This is a genomic window from Algoriphagus taiwanensis (assembly GCF_036245645.1).
Taxonomy (GTDB): domain Bacteria; phylum Bacteroidota; class Bacteroidia; order Cytophagales; family Cyclobacteriaceae; genus Algoriphagus; species Algoriphagus taiwanensis.
On the sequence record NZ_BTPE01000003.1, the window covers coordinates 282,523 to 296,048 of the forward strand.

8 protein-coding genes are annotated in these 13,526 nt (G+C 43.5%); 4 read left to right on the forward strand and 4 right to left on the reverse strand.

The annotated features are described in order from the left end of the window. Positions 1-46 precede the first annotated feature (46 nt). Positions 47-2,665, forward strand: coding sequence for a DNA gyrase/topoisomerase IV subunit A (locus AAA938_RS05560; RefSeq protein ID WP_338227649.1), 2,619 nt, complete (start codon positions 47-49; stop codon positions 2,663-2,665). Between the two features lie 11 nt (positions 2,666-2,676). Beyond that, the gene (locus AAA938_RS05565; RefSeq protein ID WP_338227650.1) at positions 2,677-3,387 is read left to right on the forward strand and encodes a TrmH family RNA methyltransferase; all 711 of its coding nucleotides are present in this window, start codon (positions 2,677-2,679) and stop codon (positions 3,385-3,387) included. 5 nt (positions 3,388-3,392) lie between these two features. On the opposite strand, the gene AAA938_RS05570 is transcribed toward AAA938_RS05565, so the two are convergent. Continuing rightward, positions 3,393-3,983 (reverse strand): hypothetical protein, encoded by a 591-nt coding sequence (locus AAA938_RS05570; RefSeq protein WP_338227651.1) that lies wholly within the window; start codon positions 3,981-3,983, stop codon positions 3,393-3,395. Positions 3,984-4,158: 175 nt separating this feature from the next. Between AAA938_RS05570 and AAA938_RS05575 the strand changes: the two genes are divergently transcribed. Continuing rightward, positions 4,159-5,715, forward strand: coding sequence for a hypothetical protein (locus AAA938_RS05575; protein WP_338227652.1), 1,557 nt, complete (start codon positions 4,159-4,161; stop codon positions 5,713-5,715). A gap of 31 nt (positions 5,716-5,746) precedes the next feature. Here AAA938_RS05575 and AAA938_RS05580 read toward each other — a convergent pair whose 3' ends face one another. Then, the gene (locus tag AAA938_RS05580; RefSeq protein WP_338227653.1) at positions 5,747-6,184 is read right to left on the reverse strand and encodes a peptidylprolyl isomerase; all 438 of its coding nucleotides are present in this window, start codon (positions 6,182-6,184) and stop codon (positions 5,747-5,749) included. Between the two features lie 114 nt (positions 6,185-6,298). Further along, positions 6,299-7,900: a phosphoenolpyruvate carboxykinase (ATP) gene (gene pckA, locus AAA938_RS05585; RefSeq protein ID WP_338227654.1), complete on the reverse strand. Its 1,602-nt coding sequence runs from the start codon at positions 7,898-7,900 to the stop codon at positions 6,299-6,301. Between the two features lie 474 nt (positions 7,901-8,374). Here pckA and AAA938_RS05590 point away from each other — a divergent pair, with 474 nt between their 5' ends. After that, the gene (locus tag AAA938_RS05590; protein WP_420915726.1) at positions 8,375-9,874 is read left to right on the forward strand and encodes a peptide MFS transporter; all 1,500 of its coding nucleotides are present in this window, start codon (positions 8,375-8,377) and stop codon (positions 9,872-9,874) included. A gap of 418 nt (positions 9,875-10,292) precedes the next feature. On the opposite strand, the gene AAA938_RS05595 is transcribed toward AAA938_RS05590, so the two are convergent. Beyond that, on the reverse strand, positions 10,293-13,334 hold the full coding sequence (locus tag AAA938_RS05595) for a carboxypeptidase-like regulatory domain-containing protein (RefSeq protein WP_338227656.1): 3,042 nt from the start codon (positions 13,332-13,334) through the stop codon (positions 10,293-10,295). Positions 13,335-13,526 lie beyond the last annotated feature (192 nt).

A 13,526-nucleotide genomic window follows, 5' to 3' on the forward strand; every position in this document is an offset into this window, starting at 1 on the left:
TAGAAAAGAGGAAATTTCCTTTTTCACCATCATTTGAAATCAAGAAATGACTGAAAACGAAGATCAGATCAATTCAGGAGACGAAAGCCTTCACGATTCTGTCCCGGTAACGGGCATGTACAAAGACTGGTTTTTGGACTATGCTTCCTATGTGATTCTGGAGCGGGCCGTACCTGCCATTGAAGACGGATTGAAGCCTGTTCAGAGAAGAATCCTTCACTCGATGAAGGAAATGGACGATGGACGATTCAATAAGGTCGCCAATATCATCGGACAGTCCATGCAATACCATCCGCATGGAGATGCTTCCATTGGTGATGCGATTGTCAATTTGGGTCAGAAAGACCTGCTCATTGATACGCAGGGAAACTGGGGTGATGTCCGAACCGGTGATGGAGCTGCTGCAGCGCGATACATCGAGGCACGCTTATCCAAATTCGCTCTTGAAGTGGTATTCAACCCACAGACTACCGAATGGCAGCTTTCCTATGACGGGAGAAAAAGGGAACCGGTCACTCTACCTGTCAAATTTCCTCTTTTGCTGGCTCAAGGGGTGGAAGGAATTGCTGTGGGTTTATCGACTAAAATTCTCCCTCACAACTTCTGTGAGCTGATCGAAGCATCCATCGAAATCCTCAAAGGAAACCCTACCAATATTCTTCCTGACTTCATGACCGGAGGATTGGCTGATTTTTCTGATTATCAGGAAGGGCTACGAGGCGGTAAAATCAAGGTGCGAGCAAGAATTGAAGAGGAGGATAACAAAACTCTTGTAATCAGAGAGATACCTTATGGAACCACTACGGATTCTCTGATTGATTCCATTCTCAAAGCCAATGATAAAGGCAAAATAAAAATCAAAAAAGTGGTCGACAACACGGCCAAGGATGTGGAAGTGCTTATTCAGCTGGCACCGGGTGTTTCGCCGGATGTCACGATTGATGCGCTATATGCATTCACGGATTGTGAGGTTTCCATTTCTCCCAATGCCTGCGTGATTATCGAGGACAAGCCGGTTTTCCTTTCTGTCAATAAAATCCTCGAATACAACACCAAGCAGACCAAAGAGCTGCTTAGAAGGGAGTTGGAGATCAGAAAAGGGGAGTTGATGGAAAAACTGCTTTTCTCTTCTCTGGAGAAGATTTTTATCGAAAACAGAATCTATCGGGACATTGAAGAATGTACGACTTGGGATGCGGTTTTGGAAGCGATTGATAAAGGATTGGAACCTTACAAGCCGGACTTTTATAGAGAAATCACCCAAGATGATCTGATTCGCCTCACGGAGATCAAGATCAAGAGGATTTCCAAGTTTGATGCCTTCAAGGCAGATGAATTGATGAAACGACTTCAGGAGGAATTGAAAGAAGTCAATTACAACCTGAAGCATCTGACTCAATTTGCCATCACTTACTACCAAAACCTACTGGCTAAATACGGCAAAGGACGTGAGCGAAAGACTGAAATCAGGGCTTTTGATACCATTCAGGCTGCTGTAGTAGCGGCTAACAATGCCAAGCTGTATGTCAACCGTGCGGATGGTTTTGTGGGCTTTGGCCTGAAAAAGGATGAGTTCGTCTGTGATTGCTCTGATTTGGATGAGATCATTGCCATTCGGAAGGATGGGAAAATGGTCGTCTCCAAGATTCAGGAGAAGACTTTCATGGGCAAGGATATTCTTTATGTAGGCGTTTTCCGGAAAAATGATGACCGGATGACTTTCAATTTGATCTATCTGGACGGAACGAGTGGCCGAACCATGGTCAAGCGATTCCAGGTCGGCGGAGTCACCCGAGACAAAGAATACGACCTTACCAAAGGGACCAAAGGCTCAAAAGTGTATTACTTAAGTGGCAATCCAAACGGAGAAGCTGAGGTGGTGACGGTCTATTTGACTCAGGGAGCAAAGGCCAGAGTGAAGGTTTTTGACTTTGATTTTGCGGAGATTGAGATCAAAGGTCGGGGAGCAGGAGGGAATATTCTTACCAAATATCCCGTAAGAAAGATCCAATTCAAGATGGAGGGTAAATCCACTTTAGGAGGATTGGACGTGTATTTTGATCCGTCAGTAGGTCGATTGAATACCGATCAGAGAGGAAAGCTCATCGGGAATTTCCTTGGAGATGATAAGATTTTGGTCTTTTACAAAAATGGGGACTACGAGCTTACCGGCTTTGAACTGACCAATCGATATGAGCCTAACGATGTGGTATTGATCCAGAAGTTTGATCCGAAGAAAACCGTCTCAGCTATTTACTATGACGGAGGCTCCAAGAATTTCTTTGTCAAGCGATTCTTGATTGAGACTACTACGGTAAATAAGCGGTTTAACTTTATCACAGATCACAAGCAGTCTCATTTGAGACTGGTAACTACAGATGCTCAAGCCCAAGTACAGGTAAAAGTCAAAAAAGGTAAAGAAACAGAGAATCAGGAGTTTGACCTGGAAATGCTTATCGACGTGAAAGGCTGGAAAGCGATTGGAAATAAGCTCAGCACTTATCCTGTGGAAGACCTTCAGCTGATAGAATCTGAGATTTCTCAAGAGGAAAAAGAACAAGCTAAAGGGGATGATGAGTCGACTGCTGATGATGAACTGGAGATCGGCAGTACAATTGATCTTTCTCCGAAAAAAGACGACGAGGAGCAATTGGGGCTTTTCTGAACAGGTAGGCCATGAATCAATCCAATTCACATGGAGACAAGGAAGCGGAATTGCTAAACTATCTGGGCCAATTCATCACGGAGCATAAAAAGGAAGTGATGGAGAAGGCCCTAAGCCAGCGGACTCGCTTCATTACCGTGGTTTTGGAGGATATTTTCAAGCCTCACAATGCCAGTGCCGTGCTTCGGACTTGTGACTGCTTTGGGGTTCAGGATATCCATGTAATAGAAAAAACGAACCAATACAAAATCAATCCCTACGTTACCCGTGGTGCCTCTCAATGGGTCGATTTGTACAAATACTTCGAGCAAGAGGGCTCCTCAGTCAAAACATGTTTTAAGCAGTTACGCAGTCAAGGCTATCGAATAGTGGCGACTACACCGGCCAAGGGCTCAATTTCCATCCATGACTTAGAACCTGATCAAAAGCTGGCTCTTGTCTTTGGAAATGAGCATGAGGGGATTTCTCAGGAGGTAAAAGAGGAGGCAGACCAATTAGTCCATATCCCTATGCTAGGCTTCACGGATAGCTTTAATATCTCTGTTTCCGCTTCCATTTTTCTTTTTGATTTGATCAAAAAAGCAGAAAAATTCAATCACCCAGATTTTTTCCTTTCAGAAAGAGAGAAAGAGGATATCCGTATAAAATGGTACAGAAGTGTGGTCAAGTACTCAGAAGTTCATGAAAAAGTGTTTTGGGAAAAGATCAAGGGAAATACCTAAATCACTTAGTTTTTACTATTAAATAGTCCCGAAAACGGCTTGGATTCTGATTTATTTCTGGCTCTTTGTCGTTGCCTTTGCTTCTTCTTTTGATCCTTACTTTTCACAAGGACAGTTCTTGCGGAGATTCCCACTTGCCCTTTGTAAAATTCCTGACGCCCACTGATGTTAAGATTGGGCTTATAGTCGAGCGAAATCACCGCTCCAGCAAGGGTCAGTTCCACACCTGCAATCAAATCTACTCCCAAGGTAGAATTGCCGTAGGTATGAATGATTTCTCTGTTGGTTGGATTTTTTACAAAACTCTCTTCAATCCCATAAGCGAGGCCGCCACCCAGGTAATAATTGAAACGCTTGGATACAATTGGCCGATGTTTTTGAGCTAAAAGTGAAAAATGGGTATTCCTGTTGAAATCCGATTGAATGATACTTTCGATCGTCAGCCTATCAGCCACTCTTTGCTGCAAAGTAAGTCCCAGCGTCCTGTAGCTTTCCGAATTTCCAAATCTCAATCCCAATGCAGTTCCATATCGCTGTGCAAAAAGGCTTTGAAAAGAAAGGAAAAAAACGAGGAGAAGAAGTAGCTTTTTGTTCATAGAAATTCAATTGTATGGGATTTGGCAATAACCATTCCATAATGAACTATTGCTTAAGCACCAAGACCTTAAGATTGGATGGCTCTTGCGTTACTTTTAGAGAAAAGTCTTGGGCTAATCCTGAGTTTTACCTTCTTTTGACTAGATTCCTGCCTGATTATTTTTCATCATTCCTATGAAAAAGCTATTCCTCATCTTCACAGTATTAATCGGTATCCTGCTTCTGTTTTCGGTCGTTTGGATTTATGTCAAGACCAAAGACCGATTCCCCGATTATTCATTAGACCTTCATTTGAAAAGTCCTGAATCTCCAATTTTTGCCGGTTTTGCCAAAGTGGATATTACACCCCGGAAATTTGAGACTTGGACAGATGCCAATGGAGATTCCCGGTACAATCCTGAGGATGGGGACACCTTCGAAGATGCAAATGGCAATGGGCAGTTTGATGCAATCTGGTTGGCCGGTTTTCATAATTCAAGACCTGCACAAGGTATCCTGGACCCTCTCTGGGCCAGAGCGATGGTACTGGAAGCAGGAGAAATCAAAATGGCCCTATGTGTTATCGATATGATCGGATTTGGCAATGATGAGGTGATCTTAGCACGCAAACGGGTCCTAGAAAGTAATCCTGACTTGGACTATGTGCTCATTGCCAGTACACATGTTCACTCCTCTCCAGATCTTATCGGGCAATGGGGTCCATCAGATTATACTAGAGGCGTAAATCCTGATTATTTGAACCAGGTTTTGGAAGGAATCAAAGATGCTGTATCGGAGGCATCTTCCGCAGTTCGTCCTGCCTATGTCCGATTTGCAGAGGAAAGCGAAAAGCTAAAGCCGCTCGTGGGAGATACACGACCACCTGCCATATTTGATGCATCGTTGAAATTGATGCAGGTACTGGATTCAGAAACCGGAGCAACCTTGGGCACACTCATGAATTGGGGAAATCATCCTGAGACCCTTTGGTCTGAAAACATCCAACTCAGTTCTGATTTTCCTGACCCTTGGCGAAATGGAGTAGAGTCAGGTATTAAAGTAGGAGATTCTCTTGTGATGGAAGGAGTAGGGGGAGTGGCCATTTTTCTGAACGGGGCAGTGGGAGGTCTGATGACGACCCATCCGGAGATGGAGGTTGTTGATCCGTATTCCGGAGAGACCTTTCTCCGACAAAGCCCGGAAAAAATGAGAGCACAAGGAAAGGCTTTGGCAAAAATCACCTTAGAGACCCTTCAAGACTCAGTGTGGGAGACAATCCAAACTGCCCCTTTGAGTATTCGTGCCAAAACTATTGATCTGAAAATGGATAATTCCCTGTTTCACTTAGCGGCTATTTTGGGAATTTTTGAGCGGGGTTTTACCTCGTGGAAACATATTCGATCCGAAGTTTCTGCTTGGACGCTAGGTCCTGCGAGCTTTGTGCATGTTCCGGGTGAGCTATATCCAGAAATTCTTCATGGAGGGGTAGAATCACCCGAGGGTGGGGATTTTGGAGTTCAGCCTATCGAAGTACCTGCGATTCAATCCCGGATTCCTGGGAAATTCAAGTTTTTTGGTGGATTGACCAATGATATGATCGGGTATATCGTTCCTAAAAGTCAGTGGGACGCTGAGCCTCCTTTTACTTATGAGAACAAAAATCGACCTTATGGAGAAATCAATTCCTTGGGACCTGAGACAGCTCCTAAAATTCACCGGGAAATATTGAGTATTCTGGAAGAAATGGACTAAAAAAAATCCCCTCGTTTGAGGGGATTCTTATTTACGCTTCGTGAATCACGATTTTTTCGATGACATCGCCTGCCCTGATGGCGTCGATGACTTCCAGACCTTCCACCACTTTTCCAAAGCAGGTGTGGTTTCTATCCAAGTGAGCTGTGTTGGTTCTGCTATGGCAGATGAAAAACTGGGATCCACCGGTATTTCTTCCTGCATGAGCCATGGACAATACTCCCCGGTCATGGTACTGATTATCTCCATCCAATTCACATTTGATTTTGTAACCTGGACCTCCGGCACCGTTTCCTATTGGGCAACCTCCCTGAATGACAAAGTTTGGAATTACCCGGTGAAAGGTAAGTCCATCATAGAAGCCTTTGTTTGCTAGGTCCACAAAGTTTTGGACCGTATTGGGAGCATCTTTTTCATAAAACTCCACCTTCATGGTACCTTTCTCGGTAATAATTTCAGCTGTTTTCATTGGTTATGGTTTATATTTCAGGCGTTTTTTTGAATCGCTGACAAAAATAATCTTTGATTTCACATTTCAGCACAAAAACAAAAAAAGGAGTACCGAAGCACTCCTCTTTTATAATCAGACCCTTGGGGCACCGGAAAGGATATCTTCCGTTGCAAAGTCCTTATACTTATCAAAGTTTTTGATGAAAGCCTGAGCCAATTCTTTGGCCTGTTTGTCATAATCTTCGGGATTGCTCCAGGTATTCCTTGGATTGAGCACTTCAGAAGGCGCATTGGGGCAAATTACCGGAACTTGGAACCCAAAGTTTTCATCTGTTCGGAATGGAGCAAAATCCAATTTACCCTCCAATGCAGCAGAAATCATGGCTCGTGTATAGCTCAATTTCATCCGTGATCCGATTCCGTAAGGACCACCTGTCCAGCCGGTATTGATCAGCCAAACATTCACTTCATGCTTTTCCATTTTTTCTCCAAATAGTTTGGCATATGCAGTAGGGTGGAGTGGTAGGAACGCAGCTCCAAAGCAGGCAGAGAATGTAAGCTTGGGCTCTGTTACTCCCATTTCTGTGCCGGCTACTTTTGCAGTATAGCCCGAAATGAAATGATACATTGCCTGACTCTTGTTCAATTTTGAGATGGGAGGAATCACGCCAAAGGCATCAGCCGTGAGAAAAAAGATGTTTTTGGGAATAGGTGCAACAGAAGGGACTACCGCATTGGCAATATGATGAATAGGGTAGGCTGTCCGTGTGTTTTCTGTGACGGACTTATTGGTGTAGTCAACCTTTCTCGTACCGGGAATGAAGCGCGTATTTTCTACAATCGCTCCAAACTTTATGGCATCATAGATTTCAGGTTCTTTTTCCCGAGTCAGGTCAATGACTTTTGCATAACAGCCTCCTTCAAAATTGAATATCTGGCTTTCTGTCCAGCCATGCTCATCGTCACCGATTAGGGAGCGATTAGGATCTGCAGAAAGTGTGGTTTTTCCTGTTCCTGAAAGGCCAAAGAAAACGGCTGTATCTCCATCTTTACCCACATTGGCAGAGCAATGCATGGAAAGGACGTTTTTTTCATGGGGAAGCAAGAAGTTCAGAACAGAGAAAATGCCCTTTTTCATTTCACCCGCATAGCCAGTACCTCCGATCAAAATCATCCTTTTGCTCAGATTCAGAATAGCGAAGTTGGGATTTTGAACTCCATCCGTGGCAGGATCGGCTTCAAATCCCGGCGCACAAATAATGGTAAAATCATGCTCAAAATTTTCCAATTCTTCCTGAGATGGTCGCAGGAACATATTAGAGCAAAAGAGATTGTGCCAAGCCCAGGTATTGATCACTCTCAGATTTAGCCGATGCTCAGGATCCGCACCTGCAAAAGCATCACGCACAAAAAGATCCTTCTTCTCCAAAAACACTAGCATTTTCTGAAGCAAATGATCAAAGGTCTCCTGAGAAACGGGAATGTTGATGTCTCCCCACCAAACTGAATCCTCGGTGAGCTCATCCTTGACCACATAGCGATCTTTGGGAGATCTACCGGTAAACTTTCCGGTATCTGCCATAAATGCTCCTGTGGAAGTTATATAACCTTCCTTTCTTGCTAGTGCCTGCTCCACCAATTCGGCAGGGGTCAGATTGTGATACACTTTTCCCTGAGTGGAAAAATCAAGGAAGGAAATGGGGGAAGCGGTAAGTTCCAGAACGTTGTCCTGCATAAATTTTTGGGTTTACAAACTGAAAATTGTCTGGTCAAAATTAAGTAATGAATTTTAATTGGTAGGCAAAAAATCTGCGAAATTTCGGCGTTCAATCGATTTCGAAGAAAAAATCGCGGTTTAAATGACATAGGTCATGTTTTGGTAAAAAAAATTTTTTCTGTTCAGAAATTTCTAAAATGGACAGAATGGAAGCAACGTTGAAACTTGGAAAATCATAAAATTAGTTGAATATGAAACAGATAGCTTATTCGCTCCTAAATGACCCAAAGTAAAACTGCTTGTTGGGTACCCTCAAAATTGGTATTTGCCATATATGGAGAATAAGCAGTTTGAGCCTGGCATTCTTTGGTAACAAAGCCCAAAAACATTTATCATTGTGTATTCAACTTCATTAAAAATCTAAAAACATTGGAAAATAAACCCATTACTGAATTTAGCGGAGGGACGGCTTTTGGACATCCCAAGGGCTTGATGACTTTGTTTTTCACAGAAATGTGGGAACGCTTCAGCTACTACGGGATGCGCGCCCTGCTTATCCTCTTTATGACCAAAGCAATTGTAGATGGAGGCTTAGGCTTTGATGACAAGACTGCAGGGGCTATATATGGTCTTTATACCATGGGAGTCTATCTTTTGGCTCTTCCGGGTGGTTGGTTGGCTGACCGATTGTTTGGATTGAAAAAAAGTGTTTGGTACGGCGGGATAATTATTGCTCTGGGGCATTTTATGATGGCTTTACCTGGGATCGAAAACTGGATCAACGGTAGCTCTGGACCCAAAGAAAGCCTTTCTGCTCTGGATACCAATTCTTTCTTTTTAGGGTTGATCTTGATTGTTTTAGGAACAGGGCTTTTGAAGCCAAACATCAGCTCGATTGTTGGGCAGCTTTATCCTACCGGAAGTTCGAAAAGGGACGCTGGCTTTTCCATTTTTTATATGGGGATAAATATCGGAGGGTTTATTGCTCCTTTAGCTTGTAGTACAGTAGCGGAGTACGATATGCATCTTGGATTTGGTCTTGCGGGCTTGGGTATGGTATTCGGATTGATTCAGTACAAACTGACAGGGAAGGCTTTGGAGGGGTATGGAGAAGCACCGATTGCAGAAAGTCCAAAAGAAATTCAGGATAGAAACAAACTCAAGTCCCTTACCAAAGTGATAGGCATTGTGCTTACCTTATTTATTGGAGTGTTGTTTACTGGAATTATACCGATCAATGCATCGGCGATTGCAGGTGCTTCTGGGACGGTAATTGCCTTGGTTGCCTTTGGGTATTTAGGTTATGTTATTGCCTTTGGAGGGCTTTCCAAAGGGGATAGAAACAAGGTAGGTGTGATTGCTATCCTGTTTTTGTTTTCTGCCATGTTCTGGTCAGGATTTGAGCAGGCAGGATCTACGCTGAACTTATTTGCAGAGCGCTTTACAGATCGTACCGTTTTGGGATGGGATATTCCTACCGGGTATTTCCAATCCATCAATTCCCTTTTCATTATCATTTTTGCACCTTTCTTTGCAGCGCTATGGGTATGGTTGGGTAGAATGAACCTGGAGCCCAGCTCCCCTTTGAAATTCACCTTTGGCTTGCTCTTACTAGGCTTGGGATTCTTCGTAATGTATTTCGCTACCAAGATTGCTGCTTCAGGAGATTTGGCCGCTCCAAGTTGGTTGATCATCACTTATCTCCTGCATACGTTTGGCGAACTTAGTCTTTCCCCTGTGGGCTTATCTTTGGTGACCAAATTGGCACCAAAGAGCTATGGTGGACAGATGATGGGGATTTGGTTCCTTTCTGTTGCCTTAGGAAACCTGATTGCAGGATTGATCGCAGGAGAAGCAAGTGGGGGCTCTGAGGAAGGTCTTGCGGCAATGCCTGACCAGTTTATGATGATTGTGTACACTGTTATTGGCTCTGCCTTGGTTCTTTTCTTACTCAAGCCAATTCTCAGAAAAATGATGGGAGAGGTGCATTAATCTTTTCAAATTCTAATGAAAGGCTTATCCGGGATCCGGGTAAGCCTTTTCTTTTATACCATATAGGAGGAATTTTTGGTGAAAAAATGGGTAAATACTTTACAATCACCCTATTCATTTCAAAGAATAACTATCAAAAATGCTCCATATTTCTAGGGGGATATCAGGACGATGATTTTTTAAAGTAGGGCTATCCGACAATTTGAACTTAGGTACTTCCTGCCCATCTGAAGGACTTCAAAAGCTTCTGATTTATATCTGAATAGACTTCTTTCCCTTTCCAATATTCAGAATAGGGTCCAATGGTTTTATCTCAATAAACAAGGACCCAAAACTGAGCAATTGATTTAGATAGGGGAAACAAAAAAGCCACCCCGAATTCACGGGATGGCTTGGTTGATTGGTGGTTGTTAGATTTTTAATTCAAGAACTCGTCGAAGGTCAAGCTCACGTAGAACATGCTGCCTACGGTTGGGTTACCCCAAGCCTGACGATATCCATTGCTGAATAGGTTGGTTCCGCCCAGTTTCAGGATAGACTTGATGCTCTTCATCTTGTAGCTTACCTGTGCATCGAAAGTACCAAAGGCAGGCATCACTGACAATTGCTGAGAAGATACTGCAGGTCCTACGAAAGAAGACTGCCATACGAATTCACCCTGCCAACGATAGGAGAGGGAGAAACCTACGTTATCCACTACTTCGCGGTTGGCAAAGTTGATTACATATCGATACTCAGGAGTATTGAAGGATGGCTGGAATCCAGTTTCAGCCAATTCATCAAGATTAGATAGTGTATTGTAGGATACGTTACCTCCGATGGAGTAATTCTTTGGAAGCTTGTAATCCAAGCCTAAAGCCCATCCCCAAGACTGAATAATTTCAGTTCTGTTGACAGGGATAGAGTAGATGGATCTACCGCCTGGACCAACACCGATCAGGTTCAAACCGGTGATTGGATTAGGGCCAAGATTTCCGGTATTTGGATCTCCATCCTGTACCAAAACCTGACCACCGATGAAGTTTTCAAATCGGTTGAAGTAAGCATAAGTATCAACCAATAGTTTATTTGAGAATAGACCTTTGTAGCCGACCTCAAAAGACTTCACTCGCTCAGGCTTGAACTCAGTAAGTTCAAAAGGAGTTAAGCTTCCCAGATTGGCTTGTGATGCATTGAAAGGTACAACCTGCGCTGCAATCTGTGGAACGAGTTGTGGAACGAGGGCTGCAATTGCAGCTGGTGCTTGATCAGGTGGAATTAAACCTTGCTGAACTTGCTCAGTAACAATTTGAGTTGCCTGCTGAATAGCTAGCTGTGTAGATTGCTGAATACTTTGCTGATAAACTGGAGAGTTTGGCTGAATGTCAGCTTGTACTCCAGCTCCGAACTGCTGTACAGTTGCTAAGCTGTAAACCGGGTTAGTGTTGAAGTTGTATCGGTCTCTGAAGAGTGGAAGACCACCGATCAATCTGGCCTGAGGAGTCAGCAAATCGATGTACTGATCCTGAGTAGTCGGGATACGGAAACCGGTTTGGTAAGAAGCTCTGAAGTTGTGATTTCCTACAGAATAAACACCGGAAACTCTTGGAGACCACTGTCCTTGGAAGTTTTCGTTCTTATCGTAACGAACAGAAGCGGTCAGCTTAAACTTATCATTGAAAAGGAGCTTGGAACCCTGAAGGTATCCACCGTATTCATTGATGGAAAATTCCTCCCCATTTTCATCTGTTGCAAAAAGGGTCTTCTCGGAGTTCAAGGAATAAATTCTGTAGTTAGCACCTGCCACGAATTCTGCAAACTTGATTCCGGTAAATGTATAAGAACCTTCGAAGTGATAAAGGTTGGTCTTGTCGACAAACTGAGCTCCTACACCTTGTGCATTACCCGGGATAGGTCTTGAAATTACTCTTTGTTTTGCAGCTTCAAATTCAGGTGTACCTGGCATAAATCTACCTTGGTCAGCAAAACCTCTTGCTGCTCCATGGGCGGTAGCATCATCTGCACCTTGAAGTTTGGCCTGAACAAAAGCTCCCACATACTCAGGGAACCACTGCGTGCTTTGCTTCCACTCTTCATTGATTCCTTGGGCTGCAATACCTACTGCGAAGGCATCACCAGATCGCTCTTGAGTGGTGTAGGCTCTGAGGAACCAGTTAGCACCTCTCAATTCAGCTTTGTATTGGCCTAGGTTGAAGTTGGCGATAGAATAACGATCGGCACCGGTGTAAACAGTAGTACCAAAGCCGTAATTTCCTTGGAGGATAGCTTCTACCCGGTCATTTAATCTCCAGTGTAAAGCTGCGTTTAACTTAAGAGATTTGGTGTTGTAATCGGCCAAATCACTTTCTCTATAGCCTGTTCTTGACACGAAAGTATTTGGAATCAAACCAAGCGCTGCCTGAGGAAGAACACCTGCAGCCACCATTTGATTGGCCACGGAGGTCATACTGACGTTGGTTTCGTCACCATAAATATTGACTCCGTTATATCCTGGGTTATTCAGACGAGTACCGGATTCGATGCTGGAACCATTCAACAAAGACTGATCTCTGAAGTCGTTTGCCTGCCAGTCATCTGCAGCCAAATAGCTGACATTTACTTTAAATGCTACTTTATCAGAAATTGCTTTAGCATATCTCGCACTGAAATCATAGAAACCAGTTCCTGGCTGTGTTCTGCTGTCTTCATTCATGAAGCCTGTTCTTACGTTTGCAGACAATCCCTGATACTGGAAAGGGTTCTTGGAGTTCATCAACAGGATACCGTTGATAGCGTTAGGGCCATAAAGGGCAGAAGCTGCACCTGGAATCAATTCGACACTTTCCAAATCCAATTCGGAAATCCCTACGATGTTACCTACGGAAAAGTTCAAGCCTGGAGCTTGGTTGTCCATACCGTCGATCATCTGTACAGTTCGAACGTTACCGTTTGAGTTAAAGCCTCGGGTGTTGAATGACTTAAAGGTGAGGGACTGAGTACTCATTTCCACTCCTTTCAGGTTATTCAAGGCATCATAGAAGCTGGCCTGAGGCACCTCTCGAATAGCAATGATGTCCATTTTTTCCACAGAAACGGGAGATTTCATAATGCTTTCTTCCACACGGGATGCAGAAATCACGACTTCCTGCCCCATGATCGAGGATTCAGCAAGCTGAATGGACAGATTGGAAATACCTCCTGTAATCTCTACCTCTTGGGAATTATATCCCACCATGGAAAAGATTAAAGTAAACGGCGGCTCTTGATTTACATTGAGGGTAAACTTGCCGGAAAGGTCGGTAATCGTTCCGATTACTTTGCCTTTGACCACAATGTTGACACCGACTAGGGTCTCCTTGGTATCCGCATCGGTTACCGTACCGGAGATGGTTGTTTGAGCTTTGGCATCCCAACTTCCCAAGGAAACTAAGAGGAAAAGGGAAAACACTGAAGCCCAGAACTTTTGGGTAAAACTTCTCATAGGCGTTTTTTGTGAGGTTATTTTTGGTGATGTTGCACTTATGGATTGTAACTCCATTTGGGCGAAATTTATGTTAAAAACCCATAATTCAATGAAACTGCAGAAAAAAATTTAACTATTTAGAAATTGGCAATTTCATTTGGGTGATGGAAACTGAGTCTTTTTTTGACTTTTTCTAAAAATTTAGAATTC

What these genes read in the sequence shown, in the direction of transcription:
- AAA938_RS05590 (WP_420915726.1), top strand. Translation starts at nt 8,375, where the DNA reads ATGACTTTGTTTTTCACAGAAATGTGGGAACGCTTCAGCTACTACGGG.
- AAA938_RS05570 (WP_338227651.1), bottom strand. Translation starts at nt 3,983, where the DNA reads ATGAACAAAAAGCTACTTCTTCTCCTCGTTTTTTTCCTTTCTTTTCAA.
- AAA938_RS05595 (WP_338227656.1), bottom strand. Translation starts at nt 13,334, where the DNA reads ATGAGAAGTTTTACCCAAAAGTTCTGGGCTTCAGTGTTTTCCCTTTTC.
- AAA938_RS05575 (WP_338227652.1), top strand. Translation starts at nt 4,159, where the DNA reads ATGAAAAAGCTATTCCTCATCTTCACAGTATTAATCGGTATCCTGCTT.
- AAA938_RS05565 (WP_338227650.1), top strand. Translation starts at nt 2,677, where the DNA reads ATGAATCAATCCAATTCACATGGAGACAAGGAAGCGGAATTGCTAAAC.
- AAA938_RS05580 (WP_338227653.1), bottom strand. Translation starts at nt 6,184, where the DNA reads ATGAAAACAGCTGAAATTATTACCGAGAAAGGTACCATGAAGGTGGAG.
- AAA938_RS05560 (WP_338227649.1), top strand. Translation starts at nt 47, where the DNA reads ATGACTGAAAACGAAGATCAGATCAATTCAGGAGACGAAAGCCTTCAC.
- pckA (WP_338227654.1), bottom strand. Translation starts at nt 7,900, where the DNA reads ATGCAGGACAACGTTCTGGAACTTACCGCTTCCCCCATTTCCTTCCTT.